Consider the following 20301-nt stretch of genomic DNA (forward strand, 5'->3'; position numbering starts at 1 on the left):
TGCGGCTTCCAGTGTTCGGTCGCCGTTCGTCCTCACGATGCTCGTTTGAACAGGCCCGCAAGAAGCGAAATGACCAGGAACGCGAGGAAGATGAAAAACAATATCTGCGCTATGCCGGCAGACGTACCGGCGATGCCGCCGAAACCAAGCGCGCCGGCAATGATCGCCACGACGAGAAATACGAGCGCCCAGTAAAGCATGATCCATCTCCTTCGAATGGTGCGATGAAAACGTGGGTAGGTGCGGTTTGTTCCACCCTTTGCCGAAAAAGGCGATGCTTGCAAATCGTTCAGAGCAGGAGGCGCGGGAAATTCGCCGTCGCCGCCCGATGCGTGCATCAGGCGGCACGAAGTGAGGAATTGATGAATTGATGATCTGGAGAGAATCGGCGAGCGAGGCTATCGCCTTGGGTTCGTCAATTCTTCAATTTCTCCACTCTCCAATTCCCGACTATGCGGCGGCTTTCGCCTGACGGTCGAAGAACAGCGCCTGGCTGATCAGCGCTTTGACCATGTCGGGATTGAACGGCTTGGTGACCAGGAAGGCCGGTTCGGGACGCTCCCCAGTCAACAGACGCTCGGGAAAGGCGGTGATGAAGATGACCGGCACCGATGTCGACGACAGAATCTCGTTCACGGCCTCAATGCCCGAACTGCCGTCGGCAAGCTGGATGTCGGCCAGCACCATCTTGGGCCGTGTCTTGCCGAACATCATCACCGCCTCGGCATGGGTGCGCGCCGTTCCAACGACGCGGTGCCCGAGGCTCTCGACCATTTCTTCTATGTCCATGGCGATCAGCGGTTCATCCTCGATGATCAGCACGTCGGTTGCCACCTGACGGGATATCTCGTTGCTTGCCTGGGCAAGCAGCTCTGAAAACTCCTGGTCGCCGACATCGAGGATCTCGGCCGCCTCGTCCTCGCTGAAGCCTTCGACGGCAACAAGCAGGAAGGCCTGGCGCGGGCGCGGCGCAATTGCATTCAGATTGGCGGCGGCGCGCTGTTCCCATGCCGATTGCGCGTGCTCCTGTGGGACGCGGATGGCGACCGATGTGAACAGCTTGGCAAAAACCTTGTACAGAGCGATGCGGTCGCTCGATGCCTCGGGAAAGATTTCGACATCGGCGATGATGGCTTCGAGCATCGCGGCGACCAGCGCATCGCCACTCTCCTGCGATCCGGAAACGGCCCGCGAGAAGCGGCGCAGGAATGGCAGATTTGGCGCGATGGTGGCGGATAAGCTCATGGTAAGACGTCTCCCTCAGAATGACGTGATTGCATAGATTGCCGGTCAAGCTGATTGCAAGCCCGGTCAAACAACGCCGATCTTGAGAAAAAGTTCCGGCCTTGATGGAACTAATGCGTCGGGACGGCGTTTGAAGTCGGGATGGGCAACCAGACGAGGGTGTCGCTTGCGTTGTGTTGAGTAATATTGTGAGCGGCTTGGGCGCTGGGAATACAAGGGCAAAATGAAGGATATGACGAAAGATATTCTGGCTGGCGCCGAGAGCAGGCGCCGGAATGGTTCCGGTGACGCCCTTGGGCCGAACTCCGAAATCGGGCGCAAACTCAAACAATATTACGACGAGCTGGTCTCCGACGATGTGCCGGATCGCTTTTCCCAGTTGCTTAGCCAACTGGAACAGGCCGAACCCGCACAGAAGAAGGACTGAGGCATGGCCGCGGTCTCCCAAGGCTTCAAGACCGATCTGCTTGGGGCGATCCCAAGCCTGCGCGCCTTTGCCGTGTCGCTGACGCAAAACGCCGACAAGGCCGACGACCTGGTCCAGGAAACGCTGGTCAAGGCGTGGGATAAGCACGAAAGCTTCCAGCCTGGCACCAATCTCAAGGCGTGGCTTTTCACCATCCTGCGCAATGAATTCTATTCGCAGATGCGCAAGCGCGGGCGCGAAGTACAGGATAGCGACGGCATCATGACGGCCAGGCTTGCCGTTCATCCGGCCCAGCATGGCCAGCTCGACCTGAAGGATTTTCGCAGCGCCCTCGAACAATTGCCGGAGGACCAGCGCGAAGCCATCATCCTCATCGGTGCGTCGGGTTTCTCCTACGAGGAGGCCGCCGAGATTTGCGGTTGTGCGGTCGGGACGATCAAGAGCCGCGTCAGCCGAGCCCGCACGCGCTTGCAGGAGATCCTGAAGATATCAGGCGAAGACGAGTATGGTCCGGATGCGATTTCGACCCAGGTAACGGGCTCGCCGGCCAGCTGACCTGCGATCGCCAGGCGCGATCCGCAATGATCGGGATCGCGCTCAACCGGGAGAAGCGCGTCCGCAGGCTGCCGCCACCGCTTGCACGAGGTCTTCACCCGAATAGGGTTTGCCGACCAGCCTGACGCCCGGAAAGGATGCCTTGATTTCATCGGCATCCGAATAGCCCGACGCAAACACGAAAGGTACGCCTGCCGCGCGCAGCCCCGAGGCGAAATCGAGTGTCGAGGCGCCGCCCAGCATGAGGTCGACAATGGCCGCGTCGAATTGCGTGGCGACCTCCCGGCCATCGACCTCGGTCAGATCGCGGGCGATGACCACCTCACCGGCGCCATGGTCACGGCAAAGCTGCTCGACATCCATAGCGATGAGAAATTCATCCTCCAGGACGAGAATTCGCAATCCGTCAAGCAATGTGGGCACTGGCAAGGACTCCTTGAAACGCATGGAGTCATGATCGCTAATTGGCGTGCTGTCATTTAAAAAAGACATGTGGCCGGTGGCGGAACCTCAATCCTTGCAACGCGTTGAAACGCAGCTCTTCCAAAGAGCGGGCTTTCGAAGAGGGGTCGAAATGTCAGCCCAGAACAGTCGAGCCTTCTCCAGCCGCCAGCATTCTTGCGAGAACTGCCCATTGCGGCCGTTGCCGGTTTTCCGCGACTTCGAAGAACAGGAGCTGGCCTTCATCACTACATTCAAGAAGGGCGAACTCGCCGTCGACAAGGGGGCTACCGTGTTGGTCGAGGGCAGCCACAGCGCCCATCTCTACACCGTGCTCTCCGGCTGGGCGTTCCGCTACAAGCTGTTGCAGGACGGCCGCCGCCAGATCCTCAACTATCTCATGCCCGGCGATCTGATCGGCCTGCAGGGCAGTGTGATGGGCGAGATGCAGCATTCCGTCGAGGCCCTGTCGCCGATGCTGCTGTGCGTTTTCGAGCGCGAGTGTCTGCACGAGCTCTATCGCAATCATCCAGGGCTCGCCTACGACATCACCTGGATCGCCTCGCGCGAAGAGCGCATGCTGGATGAAAATCTGCTCAGCCTCGGGCGTCGCAGCGCGATCGAGCGGGCCGCCTATCTTATCGCCTTCATCGCCAGCCGGGCCAAGGTCGTCGGGCTGAACGGCAAGCAGTCCATCCAGATACCGATCACGCAACAACACGTCGCCGACACGCTCGGCCTGTCGCTGGTTCACACCAACAAGACGATCCGCAAGCTGATGGATCGCAAGCTGATCGTCTGGCGCGACGGCGGTTGCCAGGTCACCGATAGTGAAGGGCTCAAGCGCCTCGCTGGCTGGGAAGGGCTGGGCGAGGTGCGCCGGCCGCTGATCTGACGAAGCGCCTTTTTGCCAGAGCCAGCGGATCGGGTGCGCACGGATGCGTTTTCGGCTACTTTGTCCGCAATGCCGGAACCTTGAGGCGCGCGGCGCGTTTGAAATCGAGCAATCACAAGGAGTTAAGCCATGGCAACTGCCGCAGGAAAGACCGCAAACGACGCCCGCGCAAATGCGGACCTGGAAGCCGACATCAAGCAATTGAAGGCCGACATCGACAAGCTCACCAAGCAATTGGCCAAGACCGGCGAGCATGGCTATGGCACTGCCCGCCGCGCGGCCACGGAAGGTGTCGAGCAACTGCGCGCGCAGGGCGAAGCAGCCTTTGACAGTCTGCGCAGCAACGCCAAGGACATCGAAGCGCAGATGATGGCCAGCGTGCGCGAAAAGCCGGTGACGTCCCTGGCGATCGCTGCCGGCGTCGGCTTCCTCTTCGCGCTCATCGCGCGTCGCTAGTCGCATTGCAGATGGGAATGCTGGCATCCCTGATTTCGGGTCTCGCCTCGGGCGAAACCGTTGCCGCCGTGCGCCGGGCGCGCACGGCGGCAATCGTCTATGGGCTCGCCCTATCGGCAGCGCTCTGTGGTCTCGGCTTTCTGGTCGGGGCAGCCTATATCTGGACGGCGATGCGCTATGGGTCGCTTGCCGCCGCACTGGGCCTTGGCGCGGGCTTTCTGGTGCTGGCCGGACTGATCCTGCTGATTTACCAGATATCGGCAGGCTCGCGCGCCCGGCGCCGGGCGCAACGCCGCAATGCCGACATCAAGGCGATCGGTATCGCCGCCGCACTCGCCGTGTTGCCGACGCTGCTCAAGGGAAAAGGCGGTCTCGGCGTCATTCTGGGCCCAGCCGTGGCGCTCGCGGCTTACGCGATCTACCGCGAGAACGTGAAATCCGACGATCCAGATGAGAGCGAGCGGAAATAGAGCTGTTGGGAGGTCACTTCGACAGATCTTCCAGCGGCATCGATATTTCGGCAAACACGCCTTCCGGCCGGAACTCATGGGTCACTTCGCTTGAAATGACCTTGGCAAGGCTGCGGCGGATGAGGATCGAGCCGAAGCCGTGCCGTTCCGGCGGGGCGACTTGCGGGCCGCCGCTTTCGCGCCAGGTCAGCACAAGGCGCCGGGCCCCCTTCCTGCCTTGCGTTTTCCAGCCGAGATCGACCTTGCCTGATACCACCGACAGCGATCCATATTGCAGTGCATTGCTGCCCAGTTCATGCAGGATCAAGCCAAGCCCGACGGCCTGGTCGGGCGACAGCAGCAAGTCGTCGCCGGAGATCGTCATGCGCGGCTGCTCGGCCGTTTCGAAAGGCCTGACCTCGATCTGGACGAGTTCACGGATGCCGATGCCGCGCCATTCGCGGTCCGACAACAGATTGTGGGCGATGCCCAGAGCCTGAAGCCGGGCACCGAAGGCCTCGAGGAACTGGCTCGGCTGGCGGGCATGGCGCACGGTCTGCGTCGCCAGCGCCTGGACGGTCGCCAAAGTGTTCTTGACGCGATGGTTGAGCTCGCGCAGCAGCAGCCGTTGCCGCTCGTCGCCAAGCTTGCGCTCTGAGATGTCGTAGTTGACACCGAAGATCAGCGTCGGCTTGCCGTCGCCGTCACGTTCGATGACACGGCCCCGCGTGGCGAGCCAGCGCGGCGGATGAAAGCCCTTCACCCGGTATTCGCCGAAATAGTCGTCGCTGCCGGTCAAGGCGTCGCGAAAGCGGGTTTCGGTCTGGTAGACGTCGCGCGGATCGATGGCGGTGAGGATGTCGCGTGCCCGCAGCCGGTTCGAGCGCGGCAGGTTGAACAGCTCCGACAGCAAGGTGTCGCATTCGATGATGTCGGTGCGGATGTCCCAGGCCCAGCTGGCGAGCGACGCCGCATCGAGCGCGATGGCGCGTCGCTTTTCCTCGCGCACCAGTGCGGCCTCGGCGATGGCGCCGCTGCGGGTCGCATCCTTCAAGATGAACAGGCTGGCGGCAAGGCCGGCGAGCGCCTTCAGTTGGTCGAGTTCGGCGCGGGATGGAAAGGCATGCGGCTTGCGGTCCAGCACGCACAGCGTGCCGATGCGGGCACCTGCCACGACCATCGGCGCGCCGGCATAGAAGCGGACATGATGCTTGCCGGTGACCAGCGGGTTGGCCTTGAAACGTGGGTCCGTCGTTGCATCCGCCACCACCATCGGCTCTTCGCCGGCGGCAATCGCATGAGCGCAGAAGGAGATGTCGGTCGCGGTTTCGGTCTCGTCCAGGCCGAAGCAGGATTTGAACCACTGCCGCTCGTCGTCGACGAGCGTGACCAGGGCGATCGGCGCCTGCATCACCGCCGCGGCAAGGCTGCTGATGCGGTCGAAATCCGGGTCGGCAGCCGTATCCAGCATCTCCAGCCCGTGCAGCACGGCCAGCCGGTCTTCGGCGCTGACCGCCCGCGCAATTTCGGCCGGCAGATCCGGCACTGTTTCCGCCTTGTTATTCACCCAGGTCCCCGTTGCCCCGTCTTGGTCTTCGCCGTCGCTTCGCCGGTCTGTCGGTCCAGAACCAGCCGATCGGTCGGAACCATCCTAGCGAGGAACCGTTACCCGACCATGTTGTTTTGCCGGACACGCCGGCTGGCGCAAACCGATCCGAGGGCCGACCATGGTCAAGATCATTCCTGAGGACAAAGCCCGTCAGGGGCGCTGGGGCCGGCATGGCCTGCGCATTCTGATCGCTGCGTTGCTGCTGGCGTTTGTCGCCTGGGGCGCCGCCGAGATTTATGGCGAATTGATCAAGACGGACACGACCCAACAGGGCAGTGCTCCCAGTGGCTAGCTTGTCGGCTGCAATGGGTTCGAATCGCATCAGGCAGCCTTCGCCTCGGCGACGCTGGCCGGCACCAGGACATTGAGCGCGCCCGGCTGGATTTCGATCGTCGTTTCACGCTCAAGCCTGACCAGTTCTCCATCCATCACGGCGCGGAACTTCCGGTCCCCTGAATGGATTTTCAGGACCGTTCTGTCCGCCTGATGGATTTCGACATGTTCGTTGTCGCGCCATTTGCCGCGCGCCATGTTGAAGAAGAACTTGACCAGTTCGGCGCGCTGCTGCGCCACCGTGACATAGACGCCAAGCACGCCGCCCGCCGGGTTGTCGGCGTAAGGCAAGTGGCCTTCGCCGAACAAATTGTTGGTGATGCCGATGCCGGTGATGCGGGCCGCTATCTCGGCTTCGCCGATGCTGAGCGTCACGTTCATCGCCGGTGGATTGTTGATCGTCGCCCAAGCCGCCTTGGCCGAGGCGCGGATCTTTCCCAGGCGAGAACCGAACTCCATCTTCTGGCGCAGCTGCACCATCTTCGCATGCATGCCGATCGAGAACTGGTGAACGAACGGCCGGCCGTTGGCGGTCGCTATGTCGACCGCGATGATTTCGCCGTCAGTGAAGGATTTCAGCGCGGCATCCAGGGACTGCGGAATGCCCAGCCCGCGCGCGAACAGGTTCATGGTGCCGGCCGGCAATATGGCAAGCGCCTTCTTCGTCCCCATCAGCCGGGCGGCGGCGGCGGAAATGGTTCCGTCGCCGCCACCGGCCAGCACGACGTCGACGGAGCGGCGTGAAGCCGCGCTGTCGAGCGTTTCCACCACGTCCTTGCCGGCGACAATCTCGATGCTGAGAGAGTGACCTGCCGTCTCCAGCGCCTGGCGCATCCTGTCGGAGAAAGCGGCAAGGTCAGTGGTCCGCAAGGTGCCGCCGTCCTGGTTCAGCACCGCTGCGAATTTCATGCCCTACTCCGTTATTCGACCATGGTCGGACCGGGACAAAGACAAACCCAGCCACAGGCTGCAACGCGGCGAGGTGGGAAAGGTTCCGTGTGCGGCGAAATCCGCGATCGGTCTTAAGGCTGTGGCGGAGACGCCTGTTGATTTCGTGCCACGGACTCCGCGGCTTTTTGTCGGAACAACAGCATGCTCACGACGTTGTGAACTGTAGAAGCTGCCGCGTCAGATCTCCCCAGCGACGGGTTCAACCGGGCGCGGCGTGCACGAAATCACGCATCAGGAGAGACTATCATGATCCGCAATCTTCTAGCCACGACCGCACTCGCAACGCTGATCGCGACCGCAGTCCATGCGCAGAACGCGACAACGCCGGCACCAGCGGACGCGCCTGCCGTTCAGGAGCCTGCCGCCGCCGCTCCCCTGCCGCGCGCCGAGGGCAGCATTGTCACCAATATCATCGGTGAGTCTGTCTACAACGGCACCGGCGACGATGCCGAGAGCATCGGCAAGGTCAGCGACGTCGTCTTCGACAAGGACGGCCAGGCGAAATCCGTCGTCATCGGCGTCGGCGGCTTCCTGGGTGTCGGGGCGAAGAACGTCGCTTTCGACTATGACAAGCTGCAATGGGCCGAGAAGAACGGCGACCGCTGGCTGGTCGCCCCGACGACCAGGGACGAGCTGACGGCGCATCCGGAGTTCGACAGCAAGCCTTATGGTCCGGCCCCAGCACCTGCCGCATCGACCGATGCAGCCGCTCCGACGGCGCCCGCAACGACGGACACCGCGCAGAAGCCTGTCGACCTGAATGCCGCGCCGGCGGAACCCGTGAAGCGCGCCGACGGCAACCTCGCCACCAACATCATCGGCGAAACCGTCTACAACGGCACCAGCGATGACGCGCAGAACATCGGCAGCGTCAACGACATCGTTCTGACCAGGGAAGGCAAGGCCGAGTCGCTGGTCATCGGAGTCGGCGGTTTCCTTGGCCTCGGCGCCAAGAATGTCGCCTATGATTTCTCCAAGGCGCAGTGGGCGGAGAAGAACGGCGACCGCTGGCTGGTGGCCCAGACCACCAAGGAAGAGCTGCAGGCGCAGCCGGATTTCAACCGCAAGGCCTATGATCCGGTGCCGGCAACGATGGCTTCCAACGAGCCGGCGGCAACCGCTCCGGCCGCCGTGCCATCCGACACGACGGCTCCCGCTGTCGCGCCAGTGGACAACACGGCAGCGGCTCCGGCGGCCCCTGATGCCTCGGCTCCCGACCAGACGCAGACGGCAGCTATCGACAAGTCGACGCTGACGGAAATGCCGGTTGGCGAGATACGTGCCGACGATCTGAAGGGCACCGCTGTCTACGGCGCCAACGACGCCAAGGTCGGCGAGATCGGCGATGTCGTGCTGACGCCCGACAACAAGACCGACGCGGTGATCGTCGATGTCGGCGGCTTCCTCGGCATTGGCGAAAAGGAAGTCGCGGTCGGCGTGGATAATCTCAAATTCATGACCGACAAGGACGGCAAGAAGTACCTGTACACGACCTTCACCAAGGAACAGCTCGAGGCGCAAACCGCCTATGACAAGGGCAGTTATGCGGAGAAGCGGGACCAGCAGCGCTTGATTGTGAAGTAGGGCAGTAGGGCAGTAGGGTTGGACCGTCGTCGAACCGGTTCGGTTCCCTACTGCCTTATTCGCGTACTGCCCTAGCGACATGGCCGACAACACCGTGCTCCGTCAGCTCTGCCAACGCCAACGACTGGTCGAGATGTTCGGCCCGCCAGGCGAGAAGCCGTTCGGCGAACTCCAGCCGCGCGGCGAGATAAGCCGGGTGCTTGGCCAGGTTGTTCAATTCACCCGGATCTGTTTCCAGGGCGAACAGCAGTGGCGGCAGGTTGCCGCCGAAATGCACATATTTGAATTTTTCCGTGCGGATCACAGCGAGGTTGCACTGCCGCGAGCCGATGCTGAAATGCGCTTCGGCATCGCCCCCGGCAATCGAGCGGAAGTCGAACTCCCAATGGGCGGCATCGCGCCATGACGCAGGAATTCCACCGCTCAGGAATGGCTTCAGCGAATAGCCATCGAGATGTGGTGCGGGGTCTTCGCCAAGCAGGTCGAGAAGCGTCGGCACAATATCCACCGCTTCGGTGAAGCGATCGACGCTGCCGCCGGCCGCCTTGCGGTGGCTGGGATCGCGGATGATCAGCGGAATGTGGTAGCTGCCGTCGAAGTAGCCGCCCTTGCCCAGCATGAAATGGTCGCCCATTATCTCGGCGTGATCTGACGTCAGCACGATGATGGTGTCGTCCCACGCGCCCGCGTCCTTGACTGCTTGCCAGACGCGGCCGAGCTGCGCGTCGACCTCGGAGATCATGCCGTAATAGATCGCGCGGATGCGGCGGAAGTCGTCGTCGCTCCAGTCGTGCACCTTGCCACCGGCGTCGGGACGGAACCTGGCCTGCTTCTGTCGGCCAATGTCATAGGCGAGGTAGGGATGGCTTTCCGCCTCTTCCTGCCAGCTTGCCGCGCGCCGGAAGGCCGGGCCATCGGCAGGTTGATACATCGTGTTGTAGGGTTCCGGCACAATGAAGGGCGGGTGCGGGCTGATGAAGGAAAGATGCGCGAACCATGGCGCGGCGTCGTCCTGCTCGCCAAGCCAGCGCGTGAATTCGCCGGTCAGGAAGGCGGCCGGAGTCTCGTCGCTGGAATAGACGGGCGGTGCATTGCTGACAGCGCCGGCCTTGTCGCCGTTCACCGGTCGATGGATGTCGGGAGATCCGGCGCTGGTGTCGATACCCCTCTGCTTCAGCCAGGACAGCCACTGTTTCTGATGTTCGGGCAGCAACTGGCGCACCGTAAAGCCCGGCAGCACGCCCTCATAGCTTTGCAGCCGCGGGTCGCCCGGCGCCAGCAGGCGCGGGTCGAGCGAGACGTCGGTGTAGCCGAACAGCGTCGGATCATAGCCCAAACCGCGCGCGTGCAGCGCGATGTTGCCGTGACGGGCGTCGAGCGGCGTGCCATTGCGGCAGACGCGGTTATTCATCTGGTAGAGGCCGGTGTAGAGACAGGCGCGGGCCGGCGAGCAGGGCGCCGCGCCGCCATAGTGCCGCTTGAACAGCACACCCTCTGCGGCCAGTGCGTCGGCATTCGGCGTCTTCACAACCGGATGGCCCGCAGACGACAAACAATCGCCGCGCCACTGGTCGCATGTGATCAGCAGAATATTAGGCCGCCTGGTTTTTCCAATCACGCGCGATACCTTGTCCTGGAATGGTCGAACGCCGCTCATGGAACCGAATTCTGGTGCCGGCGCAAGCCTGTCTTGGGGGTCAATTGGTGAACAAACTTCTTTCAATTGTTCACTTTTACAGCACAGTCCATTCTGTGTTTGCCGCCTTTGCCCAAAGCGGTCGCGTCCTCATATTGGCGTGGACAGCGGCGAGAGCCGCACAAGCACCAACGGAAGGAGCAAGACAATGCTCGACCAGATCAAAGGCCTGCATCACGTCACGTCGATGGCGAGGGATGCCCGCCAGAACAATGAGTTCTTCACCAAAAAGCTCGGCCAGCGCCGGGTCAAGAAGACCGTCAATTTCGACGCGCCTGATGTCTACCACCTCTATTACGGCGACGAGGCCGGGACGCCCGGTTCGGTGATGACCTATTTTCCGTTCCCCGACATCGGCAAGGGCCGGCATGGCGTCGGCGAAGTCGGCACCACGGTCTACTCGGTGCCGGAAGGCACGCTCGCATACTGGGAAAAGCGTTTTGCCGATGAGGGCGTCACCGGCCTGTCGCGCGAAGAGACATTCGGCGAGAAGCGTCTGGCCTTTGCCGGACCGGATGGCGACGGTTTCGCGCTGGTCGAGGACAAGGCTGACGGCAGAGCGCCATGGGCGAAAGGCGGCGTCCCTGTTGATGAGGCGATCCGCGGCTTTCATTCCGTGTCGCTCCGGTTGAAGGATGGCGGTGCCACTGAGGAGCTGCTGAAGTTCATGGGCTATGAGGAAGTCGCCAAGTCCGGCAATGTCAGGCGGCTCGCCTTGAAGAACGGCAACGGCGCCGATGTCGTCGATATCGAATCGCTGCCGACCGCGGCCTTCGCCGATCTCGGCGCCGGCTCCGTCCATCACGTCGCCTTCGCCGTCGAGAACCGCGCCAAGCAGCTCGAAGTGCGCAAGGCGTTGATGGATACCGGCTATGGCGTGACGCCGGTGATCGACCGCGACTATTTCTGGGCGATCTATTTCCGCACGCCGGGCGGCGTGCTGTTCGAAGTCGCCACCAACGAGCCGGGTTTCGATCGCGATGAGGACACCGCTCATCTCGGCGAGGCGCTGAAGCTGCCGACGCAGCATCAGCACCTGCGGCCCTATCTCGAACAGCATCTGCAGAAGCTGGAAGGCTGAGGCCATGAGCAAGGACGCTTACATCCACAAGCTGCTGCCCGGTTCGTCGGGCGGTCCGCTGCTGTTCATGTTCCATGGCACGGGGGCCGATGAGAACCAGCTTCTATCGCTGGGGCGCGATCTCGCGCCCCAGGCAACCATCATCTCGCCGCGCGGCGATGTGTCTGAACATGGTGCGGCGCGCTTCTTTCGCCGCACCGGCGAGGGCGTCTACGACATGGACGATCTGACACGGGCGACGGACAAGATGGCGGGCTTCGTCAAGGCCCATGTCGAGGCGGCGAAGCCGTCGGTCGTGCTGGGTCTCGGCTATTCCAACGGCGCCAACATCCTGGCCTCGGTGGTGTTTGCGGCACCAGCGCTGCTCGATGCCTCGGTGCTGATGCATCCGCTGATTCCGTTCGAACCGAAGGTGAAGGGCAGTCTCGCCGGCCGCCATATTCTGCTGACCGCCGGCAAGCGCGATCCGATCTGCCCGCCGAACCTGACGACGCGGCTCGAAGCCTATTTGCGTGCCGACGGCGCCGATGTCACAGTGGAATGGCATGAAGGCGGGCACGAGGTGCGGCCAAACGAGATCGAGGCGGCGCGGCGGTTCTTTGCCGGTGCTGCCCAAGGAGTATAGCGATGCCTGACCAACTGCCTGAGATCGAACTTGAAGATCGTGGTTCCAAGGGTCGCTATGTCCTGCGCGGACCCGGTGGCGCCGAGGCCGAGATGACCTTCACCAAGATCGGCGAGCACCAGATCATCATCGACCATACCGAGGTGCCGGACGCATTTCGCGGCCAGGGTGCCGGGCTTCGGCTCGTCACCCGCGCCGTCGAGGATGCGCGCGCGGCAGGCAAGAAGATCATCCCGCTCTGCCCCTTCGCCAACGCCCAGTTCCGCCGCCATCAGGAATGGGCCGACGTGCTGAAGCAATAGGATTTCGTCGCTCGGAAACGGCGCGGCAAGCGGCTGCCACCCCATCGGGATGGCTTTGGCATTTGCGCGGGTGGCGCATCCTGCCTAAGTAGATATGGTGTATCTCAGCCCCTTGCCGACAAACGAACCGAATGATCCCCCTATGACCGAAACCGACCTCGTTCCCGTCTTCGACGGCCACAACGATACGTTGCTCAGACTCTACCAGTCGAAAGACACGGACGTCGAAAAGCTGTTCATCGAGGGGAAATCGGGCGGCCATATCGACCTGCCGCGCGCGAAGGCCGGCGGCTTTGCCGGCGGCATGTTCGCCATCTTCCCGCCGCCTGTCGAGAAATCCAGGCGCAGCGCCGTTCCGCTGGCGCCGAGCGCTGCCGAGCCGCTGCCGCCCGAGGTTCCGCGCAATGACGCGCTGACCTCGACGATCGCGATGGCCTCGATCCTGTTTAGGCTGGAACGAGCCGGAGCGCTCACCGTCTGCCGCAGTGCCGGCGATGTGCGCAACGCCATGGCGCAGGGTTCGATCGCTGCGGTGTTCCATATCGAAGGGGTTGAGGCGATCGATCCCGAGCTTACCATGCTCGACGTGCTGCATGCCGCCGGCCTGCGCTCGCTCGGCATCGTCTGGAGCCGGCCGAATGCTTTCGGCCACGGCGTGCCGTTCCGCTTTCCGTCCTCGCCCGACACCGGGCCCGGCCTGACCGATGCGGGCAAGGCGCTGGTCAAGGCCTGCAACCAGTTGAAGATCATGATTGATCTCTCGCATCTCAACGAGAAGGGTTTTCGCGACGTCGCCACGCTCAGCGATGCGCCGCTGGTCGCCACCCATTCCAACGTGCATGCGATCTGCGGCCATTCGCGCAATCTCACCGACTGGCAGCTCGGCGCGATCCGCGAGTCAGGCGGCATGGTCGGGCTGAACTTCGCCACCGGCTTCCTGCGCGAGGACGGCCGCATGAATGCCGACACCAGCCTCGACATCATGGTGCGCCATGTCGATTCGCTGCTGCAGGCTTTGGGTGAAGACGGTGTCGGCCTCGGCTCCGATTTCGACGGCGCCATGATCCCGGCCGTCATCGGCGACGTCGCCGGCCTGCCGAAGCTGATCGATGCCTTGGCGGCGCGTGGCTTCGGCCGCGCGCTGATCGAAAAGATCGCCTATCGCAACTGGCTCAATATGCTGGAAAAGACGATTGGGTAGACCCAGGTCGCACTAGACACCCATACGCTTCAGCCAGTCCTTGCCGACACCGCGATCGCGGATGATCGGCAGCGGATCTTCCGAATCGAGCCGCGCGCAGATGCGGTAGACCTCGAGCGTCTCGGAGGTCATCTCGTCGCGTTTGTAGAAGAACATGGCGGCGGCATAGCGCGTGCGGCCCGACCATTTTTCGCCGAGCGGCGTGTTGACCAGCTCCCACTGCTCGGCTGCTTCCCCATCTTCTTGCTGCTTGTCGGCTTCGTCCGTCATGGTCAGAAATCCGCCGGTGGATTGGCGGTGCGGCGGTCGAGCTTGATGAACGGCCGCGCCACCACCTTGGCCCGCTTCATCAGCTTCTGGTACTGCAGTTCGCGCATGGCGTAGATCTCGACCCAGAGGTCCTCGACCATGGTATCACCGTACGGCCGCGCCAGCGAGGCGATGGCGATGTTGCGCTTGGCCATCGGTGACCACATGGCGGCGCTGACCAGGCCAACCTCTTGGGCTTTCCTGTGGTAGACGATGGCGTGTTCGGCCGGGATGTTGCCTTCGATCTCCAGCCCGACCAGCACATAGCGCAATTTGCGTTTCGCTCTCGCCTCGAGGATGGCACGGCGGCCGTTGAAATGGCCCTTTTCCAGGTCGATCATGAAGCCGAGCCCGATCTCGTCAGGCATGCGCAGGCGGTCGGCGCGGATGGCGTGCTCGGCGGTTGTGAAATCCGCATTGGCAACGATCAGCCCGGCCTCGAGACGGGCGCGGTTGAGCGCGGTGTAGCCGATGGCGCGGATGCCGCGCGGTTCGCCTGATGTCATCAACCGGTCCCACAGGCTCAGCGCCTTGTCGGCTGGCACGAACAGCTCGTAGCCGAGATCGCCGGTAAAGCCGGTGCGCGAGACGGTGACGGTGCCGCCATCATGCGGGAAATCGGCCAGGTCGAATATTTTCAGCTTCTCCACGCCGGCGAAGCCGGCATCGCGCAACACCGCAAAGGATGTCGGGCCTTGCAAGGCGAGGCCTGCAACGGCTTCAGTCTCTTCCTCAACGATCACATCGAAACCAACGGCGCTGTCGAGCAGCCATGGCAGATGCCGCTCCTGCGAACACAGTCGGAAGTGGCTCGGCGACAGGCGGAACAGTGTGCCGTCGTCGAGGACAAAGCCTTCGTCGTCGCACCATGCGGTGTAGTGGACACGGCCGGATTTGAGCTTGGTGACATCGCGCAGCGTGACACGATTGAGCAAGGCTTCGGCGTCGGGCCCCTCGATCCGGTATTTGGTCATCGGCGAAATGTCGAACAGCGCCGCCTGGCTGCGGATGGCGAAGTATTCGAGCTCCTCGTCCCACAGTGAGTGCGGGGCGCGGTAGCCGGCCCAATTGTACCAGTCCTGGGTTTTGGCCAGCGCGTCGATGCGCGGCTGGAGCGGTGTGCCCAGACGCAGCGTGCGGAAATGGGATTGGGCGGCGATGCGGGTGGAAACGGCCGCGCCGGCTATCTTTGCAACGGGCTTCTTTCTGGTTGCCTGAGCCATGGCCTATCCCTTCATCGCGATGATGCGCCGCGCCGCGTTGAGGCCAGGCGCGCCGGAGACGCCGCCACCGGGATGCGAGCCGGCGCCGGCCAGGAACAGCCCTTCGACCGGCGTGTCGTAACCGGACCAGCCGGACACGGGGCGCGAGACCAGCATCTGATCGGCCTGCAATTCGCCGTGGTGCCAATGGCCGCCCGGCATGCGGTAGCGCGTCTCGATATCGGCCGGCGTCAGAAGCTCGGCATGGACCACGCTCTTGCCGATGCCGGGCGCGTGAGACTCGAGCTGCGCCATAACGGCCTTGAGGAATTTCGGCTTGCCGGCATCCCAACCCTCTTTCAACTGATAGGGCGCGTATTGCACGACCGCGGACAGCACGCAGGCGCCGACGGGCGCGAGCGATGGGTCGGCAAGGCTGGGCAGCGTGATCTCCATCACCGGCTCGGGCGAGAACTCGCCATATTTGCAAGGATTGAAAGCGCGCTCGACGTGATCGGGCGAGGGGGCGATGACTAGCCGGCTTCTGTGGCCGGCTGCATCGACACCGCTGAATTGCGGCGGCCGGTCGAGCGCCAGATTGAGCTTGGCCGCATCGCCCTTCATGCGAATGTTTTTGACCTTGCGGACGAAGCCGGTGTCGATCTCGCGCGGGCCGACAAGGTCGAGGAAAGTCGTCGCCGGGTTGATGGCGGAGACGATCGTGCTGGCGCGCAGCACCTCGCCATTGTCGAGCGCGACACCGACGGCGCGGCCTTTCTCGACGATGATTTTTGCTACGGGCGTCGATGTGCGGATGGTGACGCCGACTTTTTCAACCGAAGCGCGGATGGCCGCGACAACCGCGCCCATGCCGCCTTGCGGCAGGACCTGCGCACCGGCCGCACCGCCGGTCTCGCCGGCCAGGCGGTAGTAAAGGCCGAGCAATGAGGTCGGTGAGCGTGGGCCGAGGTGACTGCCCAGCGTCGCATCGAAGGCGAGCAAGCCTTTCAGCCTGATATCGGCGAGCTGTTCATCCAGCAGGTCGGCAACGTTCATCAGCAGCACGCGCAGAAAGTCGCGCATGTCTTCCTTGCCGAGTTTTTTCAGCGCCAGTGCGGTCTGGCCGAGTGATGCGGTTTCCAGCAGCGACATGCCGGTGAGATCGGGCGGCCGGCGGGAGAGGAACGGCTTCAGGATGCCTGCATAGCGCAGCAGCTGCGCGCGCAACTCCTTCCAGGCTGACTGTTCGGAGGAACTGGCGCCGGTCAGCACCTCGCCATAAGCGCCGTGCAGGACAAGCGGCGGGCCATCCTTCGACAGTGCAACCGACGGCATGAAGTCGGCGCGGCCGAATTGCAGCCCGTGCTTTTCCAGCTCCAGCGTCTTTACCACATCGGGATGTAGCCGGTTCAGCAGATGGGCAATGGAGGATGCACGAAAGCCGGGTGCGAATTCCTCGGTGCGCGCGGCGCCGCCGACTTCGCTTCCGGCTTCCAGCACCAGCACCTTGCGGCCGGCTTTCGCCAGCGTGGCAGCGGCGACGAGGCCATTGTGGCCGCCGCCAATGACGATTGCATCAAATGACGTCATGGGCCGGGCTCATGTGGGAGGTCGACTTGGCAAGATCGCGCAGGATTTCCGCCGCGGCATTGCGGCCAGGCGCGCCCATGACGCCGCCGCCGGGATGGGTCGAGGAGCCGCACATATAGAGCCCACTGAGCGGCGAACGGTACTGCGCGTAGCCCGGCACCGGGCGGTTGAACAGAAGCTGGTCGAAGGTCAGTTCGCCCTGGAAGATGTTGCCTTCGGTGAGGCCGACCTCGGCCTCGATCTCGCGCGGCGTGCGCACCTCCATATGGACGATGCGGTCGCGGAAGCCCGGCGAGTATTCAGCGATCTGCGCAATCACGCTTTCGGCAAAGCCGTCGCGGTCGGCATCGGTCCACTCGCGACCGTTCACCTTGGGCGGTGCGTACTGCACGAAGCAGCTCATGAAATGCTTGCCGGGTGGCGCCATGGTCGGGTCGAGCGTCGTCGGGATGACCATGTCGAGGAAGGGATCGGCCGACCATCGCCCGGCCTTCCAGTCGTCATAGGCGCGCTCCATGCGCTCCATCGAATCTGTGAAATGCATGTCGCCGCGATAGACCGGTGAATCCTTTGGCAGGGCCGGGAATTCCGGCAGCGAATCGAGCGCGATGTTGACCTTGCCGGAGGAGCCGCGGATCTTGAAGTTCTTGACCCGGCGCAGGAAGATGTCGGGCAGTTCCTTTTCCTCGACCAGCTTGAGGAAGGTGCGTTTCACATCGGCATTGGAGACGACGAGCTTGCCGTAGATTTCCTCGCCGCCAGCCAGCACCACGCCTTTGGCCTTGCCGCGCTGGACGAGCACATGGTCGACCTCGGCGCCGATGCGGATGGTTCCGCCCGACGCCTTGAAGGATGCGGCGAGTGCCTTGGTCACCGCGCCCATGCCGCCACGCGCGTAGCCCCAGGCGCCGACCGAGCCGTCGACCTCGCCCATATAGTGGTGCAAAAGCACGTAAGCCGTGCCCGGCGACATCGGCCCGAGCGCGGTGCCGATGATGCCGGACAAGGCGAAGTTCGCCTTGATGACGTCGGTCTCGAAATATTCGTCGAGGAATTCCGAGATTGACATGGTCCAGAAGCGCAGCGTCAGCGCCATTTCCTGCGCCGACAGGCCGGCGAATTTCTTGCCGAGATAGAGCAGTTCGCCGAGGTCGCGCGGCCGCAGGCTGGTCGGGTCGGGTGCGGTGCGCATCAACAGCGGCTGGATGAAGCGGCACTGCCGCGTCACGTCGCGGGCATAGCGGTCATAGGCTTCGGCATCGCGCTTGGAGAAGCGGGCGAATTCGCGCCGGTGCGCATCGTGGTCGCGGTAGTTGGCGAGGTAGTCGCCGTCGCGGGTGAACACCGCGCCGCCCTCATAGGAGATGACCTGCAGGCCGAAGCGCGGCAGTTCGAGGTCGCGCATGATCTCGGGGCGAAACAGCGAGCAGACATAGGAGCAGTTGGAGTAGAGGAAGCCCGGCGTCAGTTCCCTGCTGGTGGCGGCACCGCCGACCCAGTCGTTCTTCTCGACCACCAGCACGTCAAGGCCGGCGCGCTGCAGGTAGCAGGCGTTGACAAGACCGTTGTGTCCGCCGCCGATGACGATCGCATCCCAAGCTTTCATTTTGGCCCAGTCTTTCCGTACGACCCGCTCTTCATTCTTGCGTGATCCGTTCCCGAATGCGCGGAATTTGGCATGATGGTCGCCATTCTGTCCAGTCATTCTGAATGAATGTTCAACAAATGATGTTGCGTTTTCGCTCGCATGCGCTACGCTTTGCCGGCATTCGAACGGAGCATTCATCGATTGGGGATCGAGGGCTGATGATCGAAACGGCAGATGCCGAACCGGAGTATGACGACACCGCCATCCGCTTTCTCGAGGCGCTGTGGGGCGATGGATATCTGTCGCCGGGCGGCCCGGACGAGGTCGACCGGGTGGTCGAGGGGCTTTCGCTCAAGGGCAAGACTGTTCTCGATATCGGGTGTGGCTCCGGCGGCATCACGCTGCATCTGGTCGAGCGCCACGGTGCCGCCCACGCCACCGGCTTCGATGTCGAACAGCCGGTTATCGAAACGGCAAGACAGCGAGCCGCCGCGCGTGGGCTCGCGGATCGTGTCAGCTTCATCCAGGCGCCACCCGGGCGGCTGCCTTTCGCCGACCAGTCCTTCGATGTCGTCTTCTCCAAGGATGCGTTGCTGCACGTGCCGGACAAGGACGCGCTGTTTGCCGAAATCTTCCGGGTGCTCAGGCCGGGCGGCGTCTTTGCCGCCTCCAACTGGATGATCTCGCATGACAGCGAACCATCACCCGAGATGAAGGCCTATATCGCGGCGGAAGGGCTGTCCTTCGCCATGGCATCGCCGGCGCGCTATGCGCAGGCAATGCGTAGCGCCGGTTTTGCCGATGTCACAGTCAGGGATCGTAACCCCTGGTACCGCGACGTCGCGCGCGGCGAGCTGGAAAGGCTGAAAGGACCGCTCTATCCGACGGTCGCGGCCGCGGTTGGCGCAGCCTATGTCGACAAGAACATACGAACCTGGGAAGCCATGCAGAAGGTGCTTGACAGTGGTGAGCACCGTCCCACTCATCTTCGCGGTCGAAAGCCGGTTGGATAGCCGGCGATGCTGGAGACCATCGGACCCATGAAGACAGCAGTCGCCAAGGAAGCCCTCCTTGAATCGGCGCGGAAAAGCGAGGCCGAAAAGCGCGGACGCAAGGCCTCAAAGGAGGTCAGGCAGCTTCAGCTCATCGAGGCGACGATCGATTCCCTGGCCAAGCGCGGCTATTCGGAGACGACGATGGCCGATGTCGCCGACGGCGCCGGCCTGTCGCGCGGCATCGTCAACTTCCATTTCGAGAGCAAGGAAAGGCTGCTCATCGCGACTTTGCAGCATATGTATGATGAGTACTCGGCGCACTGGCGCAACGCCTTGCAGAAAGCAGGCGATGATCCTGCCCAGCAACTCCAGGCCTTGGTCTCCGCCGATTTCGACCGGTCGATCTGCAACAAGCGCAAGCTTGCCGCCTGGTGCGCCTTCTGGGGCGAGGCCAAGTCGCGGCCGACCTACCAGGCGCTGAGCAGCGCGCGCGACGCCGTCTATCAGACCATCTTCATCGACCTGTGCGCGACGCTCAAGCAAAGCGGCTCCTATGCCTATGAGCCGCAGGTCATGGCGCTGGCGCTTAGTGCAATGCTGGAGGGGCTGTGGCTGCGGTTGATGATGGGGACCGAGGACACCACCCGCGAGACCGCCTTGCAGGCAGCCAACGAATTCCTGTCGGTGGCCTTCCCGAAGCACTATCCGTCGAAGGCCGCCGGCGCGCCAAAACCATAAGAACACCAGAACAGACAGAGGATGGAACA

Annotated in this window: 23 protein-coding genes; 13 read left to right on the forward strand and 10 right to left on the reverse strand. The window is 63.1% G+C overall.

Going from position 1 to position 20301, the window contains the following annotated elements:
- Positions 1-32 precede the first annotated feature (32 nt).
- Positions 33-200 (reverse strand): DUF1328 domain-containing protein, encoded by a 168-nt coding sequence (locus FCU66_RS07275; RefSeq protein WP_013529282.1) that lies wholly within the window; start codon positions 198-200, stop codon positions 33-35.
- A 250-nt stretch (positions 201-450) separates the two neighbouring features.
- Positions 451-1245 carry a response regulator gene (locus FCU66_RS07280; RefSeq protein WP_136618858.1) on the reverse strand — a complete coding sequence of 265 codons (795 nt, stop codon included), beginning with the start codon at positions 1243-1245 and terminating at the stop codon, positions 451-453.
- Positions 1246-1468: 223 nt separating this feature from the next.
- Between FCU66_RS07280 and FCU66_RS07285 the strand changes: the two genes are divergently transcribed.
- Positions 1469-1672, forward strand: coding sequence for a NepR family anti-sigma factor (locus tag FCU66_RS07285; RefSeq protein WP_109665148.1), 204 nt, complete (start codon positions 1469-1471; stop codon positions 1670-1672).
- 3 nt (positions 1673-1675) lie between these two features.
- A complete protein-coding gene (locus FCU66_RS07290; RefSeq protein ID WP_136618859.1) occupies positions 1676-2227 on the forward strand; it encodes a sigma-70 family RNA polymerase sigma factor in 552 nt (183 codons plus the stop codon).
- A 42-nt stretch (positions 2228-2269) separates the two neighbouring features.
- On the opposite strand, the gene FCU66_RS07295 is transcribed toward FCU66_RS07290, so the two are convergent.
- Complete coding sequence (locus FCU66_RS07295; RefSeq protein WP_168991923.1) at positions 2270-2674, reverse strand: response regulator; 405 nt, start codon at positions 2672-2674, stop codon at positions 2270-2272.
- A 127-nt stretch (positions 2675-2801) separates the two neighbouring features.
- Between FCU66_RS07295 and FCU66_RS07300 the strand changes: the two genes are divergently transcribed.
- The 3 genes from FCU66_RS07300 to FCU66_RS07310 all read left to right on the forward strand — a co-directional run bounded on the left by FCU66_RS07300 (position 2802) and on the right by FCU66_RS07310 (position 4489).
- A complete protein-coding gene (locus FCU66_RS07300) occupies positions 2802-3563 on the forward strand; it encodes a Crp/Fnr family transcriptional regulator (RefSeq protein WP_136618861.1) in 762 nt (253 codons plus the stop codon).
- Between the two features lie 129 nt (positions 3564-3692).
- Positions 3693-4019, forward strand: coding sequence for an ElaB/YgaM/YqjD family protein (locus FCU66_RS07305; RefSeq protein ID WP_136618862.1), 327 nt, complete (start codon positions 3693-3695; stop codon positions 4017-4019).
- A gap of 11 nt (positions 4020-4030) precedes the next feature.
- The gene (locus FCU66_RS07310; protein WP_136618863.1) at positions 4031-4489 is read left to right on the forward strand and encodes a hypothetical protein; all 459 of its coding nucleotides are present in this window, start codon (positions 4031-4033) and stop codon (positions 4487-4489) included.
- Positions 4490-4502: 13 nt separating this feature from the next.
- Here FCU66_RS07310 and FCU66_RS07315 read toward each other — a convergent pair whose 3' ends face one another.
- Positions 4503-6035, reverse strand: coding sequence for a sensor histidine kinase (locus tag FCU66_RS07315; RefSeq protein WP_136618864.1), 1533 nt, complete (start codon positions 6033-6035; stop codon positions 4503-4505).
- A 160-nt stretch (positions 6036-6195) separates the two neighbouring features.
- Here FCU66_RS07315 and FCU66_RS41030 point away from each other — a divergent pair, with 160 nt between their 5' ends.
- Positions 6196-6369, forward strand: a complete 174-nt coding sequence (locus FCU66_RS41030) for a hypothetical protein (RefSeq protein WP_168991924.1) — start codon at positions 6196-6198, stop codon at positions 6367-6369.
- A gap of 29 nt (positions 6370-6398) precedes the next feature.
- Here the strand turns inward: FCU66_RS41030 and FCU66_RS07320 are convergent, their stop codons facing one another.
- Positions 6399-7319 carry a diacylglycerol/lipid kinase family protein gene (locus FCU66_RS07320; RefSeq protein WP_136618865.1) on the reverse strand — a complete coding sequence of 307 codons (921 nt, stop codon included), beginning with the start codon at positions 7317-7319 and terminating at the stop codon, positions 6399-6401.
- A 288-nt stretch (positions 7320-7607) separates the two neighbouring features.
- On the opposite strand from FCU66_RS07320, the gene FCU66_RS07325 reads away from it, so the two are divergent.
- Entirely contained in the window at positions 7608-8945 is a 1338-nt protein-coding gene (locus FCU66_RS07325; protein WP_136618866.1) for a PRC-barrel domain-containing protein, read from the forward strand.
- Between the two features lie 55 nt (positions 8946-9000).
- Here FCU66_RS07325 and FCU66_RS07330 read toward each other — a convergent pair whose 3' ends face one another.
- On the reverse strand, positions 9001-10602 hold the full coding sequence (locus FCU66_RS07330) for an alkaline phosphatase family protein (protein ID WP_181956535.1): 1602 nt from the start codon (positions 10600-10602) through the stop codon (positions 9001-9003).
- A 187-nt stretch (positions 10603-10789) separates the two neighbouring features.
- On the opposite strand from FCU66_RS07330, the gene FCU66_RS07335 reads away from it, so the two are divergent.
- The 4 genes from FCU66_RS07335 to FCU66_RS07350 all read left to right on the forward strand — a co-directional run bounded on the left by FCU66_RS07335 (position 10790) and on the right by FCU66_RS07350 (position 13850).
- Positions 10790-11722, forward strand: a complete 933-nt coding sequence (locus FCU66_RS07335) for a VOC family protein (protein ID WP_136620546.1) — start codon at positions 10790-10792, stop codon at positions 11720-11722.
- Between the two features lie 4 nt (positions 11723-11726).
- Positions 11727-12347: an alpha/beta hydrolase gene (locus FCU66_RS07340; protein WP_136620547.1), complete on the forward strand. Its 621-nt coding sequence runs from the start codon at positions 11727-11729 to the stop codon at positions 12345-12347.
- A gap of 2 nt (positions 12348-12349) precedes the next feature.
- Positions 12350-12649 carry a GNAT family N-acetyltransferase gene (locus FCU66_RS07345; protein WP_056587365.1) on the forward strand — a complete coding sequence of 100 codons (300 nt, stop codon included), beginning with the start codon at positions 12350-12352 and terminating at the stop codon, positions 12647-12649.
- A gap of 142 nt (positions 12650-12791) precedes the next feature.
- A complete protein-coding gene (locus FCU66_RS07350; RefSeq protein WP_136620548.1) occupies positions 12792-13850 on the forward strand; it encodes a dipeptidase in 1059 nt (352 codons plus the stop codon).
- Positions 13851-13862: 12 nt separating this feature from the next.
- Here the strand turns inward: FCU66_RS07350 and FCU66_RS07355 are convergent, their stop codons facing one another.
- From FCU66_RS07355 to FCU66_RS07370, 4 genes are read right to left on the reverse strand one after another with little or no spacing between them, the layout of a single operon-like run.
- Positions 13863-14120 carry a hypothetical protein gene (locus FCU66_RS07355; RefSeq protein WP_136620549.1) on the reverse strand — a complete coding sequence of 86 codons (258 nt, stop codon included), beginning with the start codon at positions 14118-14120 and terminating at the stop codon, positions 13863-13865.
- Between the two features lie 2 nt (positions 14121-14122).
- On the reverse strand, positions 14123-15382 hold the full coding sequence (locus FCU66_RS07360) for an aminomethyl transferase family protein (protein WP_136620550.1): 1260 nt from the start codon (positions 15380-15382) through the stop codon (positions 14123-14125).
- Between the two features lie 3 nt (positions 15383-15385).
- Positions 15386-16951 (reverse strand): phytoene desaturase family protein, encoded by a 1566-nt coding sequence (locus tag FCU66_RS07365; protein ID WP_136620551.1) that lies wholly within the window; start codon positions 16949-16951, stop codon positions 15386-15388.
- Positions 16938-18557 carry a phytoene desaturase family protein gene (locus FCU66_RS07370; RefSeq protein WP_136620552.1) on the reverse strand — a complete coding sequence of 540 codons (1620 nt, stop codon included), beginning with the start codon at positions 18555-18557 and terminating at the stop codon, positions 16938-16940. The genes FCU66_RS07365 and FCU66_RS07370 overlap by 14 nt, the downstream gene beginning before the upstream one ends.
- 200 nt (positions 18558-18757) lie before the next feature.
- On the opposite strand from FCU66_RS07370, the gene FCU66_RS07375 reads away from it, so the two are divergent.
- Together FCU66_RS07375 and betI are read left to right on the forward strand one after the other, a co-directional pair.
- On the forward strand, positions 18758-19552 hold the full coding sequence (locus FCU66_RS07375; RefSeq protein WP_136620553.1) for a class I SAM-dependent methyltransferase: 795 nt from the start codon (positions 18758-18760) through the stop codon (positions 19550-19552).
- Between the two features lie 6 nt (positions 19553-19558).
- Complete coding sequence (gene betI / locus FCU66_RS07380; RefSeq protein ID WP_136620554.1) at positions 19559-20272, forward strand: transcriptional regulator BetI; 714 nt, start codon at positions 19559-19561, stop codon at positions 20270-20272.
- The last annotated feature ends 29 nt before the right edge of the window (positions 20273-20301 follow it).

It is taken from the genome of Mesorhizobium norvegicum (genome assembly GCF_004919685.1).
Classification (GTDB): Bacteria; Pseudomonadota; Alphaproteobacteria; order Rhizobiales; family Rhizobiaceae; genus Mesorhizobium; species Mesorhizobium norvegicum.

What these genes read in the sequence shown, in the direction of transcription:
- FCU66_RS07365 (WP_136620551.1), bottom strand. Translation starts at nt 16,951, where the DNA reads ATGACGTCATTTGATGCAATCGTCATTGGCGGCGGCCACAATGGCCTC.
- FCU66_RS07340 (WP_136620547.1), top strand. Translation starts at nt 11,727, where the DNA reads ATGAGCAAGGACGCTTACATCCACAAGCTGCTGCCCGGTTCGTCGGGC.
- FCU66_RS07360 (WP_136620550.1), bottom strand. Translation starts at nt 15,382, where the DNA reads ATGGCTCAGGCAACCAGAAAGAAGCCCGTTGCAAAGATAGCCGGCGCG.
- FCU66_RS07375 (WP_136620553.1), top strand. Translation starts at nt 18,758, where the DNA reads ATGATCGAAACGGCAGATGCCGAACCGGAGTATGACGACACCGCCATC.
- FCU66_RS07295 (WP_168991923.1), bottom strand. Translation starts at nt 2,674, where the DNA reads ATGCGTTTCAAGGAGTCCTTGCCAGTGCCCACATTGCTTGACGGATTG.
- FCU66_RS07275 (WP_013529282.1), bottom strand. Translation starts at nt 200, where the DNA reads ATGCTTTACTGGGCGCTCGTATTTCTCGTCGTGGCGATCATTGCCGGC.
- FCU66_RS07285 (WP_109665148.1), top strand. Translation starts at nt 1,469, where the DNA reads ATGAAGGATATGACGAAAGATATTCTGGCTGGCGCCGAGAGCAGGCGC.
- FCU66_RS07345 (WP_056587365.1), top strand. Translation starts at nt 12,350, where the DNA reads ATGCCTGACCAACTGCCTGAGATCGAACTTGAAGATCGTGGTTCCAAG.
- FCU66_RS07370 (WP_136620552.1), bottom strand. Translation starts at nt 18,557, where the DNA reads ATGAAAGCTTGGGATGCGATCGTCATCGGCGGCGGACACAACGGTCTT.
- betI (WP_136620554.1), top strand. Translation starts at nt 19,559, where the DNA reads ATGCTGGAGACCATCGGACCCATGAAGACAGCAGTCGCCAAGGAAGCC.
- FCU66_RS07300 (WP_136618861.1), top strand. Translation starts at nt 2,802, where the DNA reads ATGTCAGCCCAGAACAGTCGAGCCTTCTCCAGCCGCCAGCATTCTTGC.
- FCU66_RS07330 (WP_181956535.1), bottom strand. Translation starts at nt 10,602, where the DNA reads ATGAGCGGCGTTCGACCATTCCAGGACAAGGTATCGCGCGTGATTGGA.
- FCU66_RS07335 (WP_136620546.1), top strand. Translation starts at nt 10,790, where the DNA reads ATGCTCGACCAGATCAAAGGCCTGCATCACGTCACGTCGATGGCGAGG.
- FCU66_RS07325 (WP_136618866.1), top strand. Translation starts at nt 7,608, where the DNA reads ATGATCCGCAATCTTCTAGCCACGACCGCACTCGCAACGCTGATCGCG.
- FCU66_RS07310 (WP_136618863.1), top strand. Translation starts at nt 4,031, where the DNA reads ATGGGAATGCTGGCATCCCTGATTTCGGGTCTCGCCTCGGGCGAAACC.
- FCU66_RS41030 (WP_168991924.1), top strand. Translation starts at nt 6,196, where the DNA reads ATGGTCAAGATCATTCCTGAGGACAAAGCCCGTCAGGGGCGCTGGGGC.
- FCU66_RS07355 (WP_136620549.1), bottom strand. Translation starts at nt 14,120, where the DNA reads ATGACGGACGAAGCCGACAAGCAGCAAGAAGATGGGGAAGCAGCCGAG.
- FCU66_RS07350 (WP_136620548.1), top strand. Translation starts at nt 12,792, where the DNA reads ATGACCGAAACCGACCTCGTTCCCGTCTTCGACGGCCACAACGATACG.
- FCU66_RS07320 (WP_136618865.1), bottom strand. Translation starts at nt 7,319, where the DNA reads ATGAAATTCGCAGCGGTGCTGAACCAGGACGGCGGCACCTTGCGGACC.
- FCU66_RS07305 (WP_136618862.1), top strand. Translation starts at nt 3,693, where the DNA reads ATGGCAACTGCCGCAGGAAAGACCGCAAACGACGCCCGCGCAAATGCG.
- FCU66_RS07280 (WP_136618858.1), bottom strand. Translation starts at nt 1,245, where the DNA reads ATGAGCTTATCCGCCACCATCGCGCCAAATCTGCCATTCCTGCGCCGC.
- FCU66_RS07290 (WP_136618859.1), top strand. Translation starts at nt 1,676, where the DNA reads ATGGCCGCGGTCTCCCAAGGCTTCAAGACCGATCTGCTTGGGGCGATC.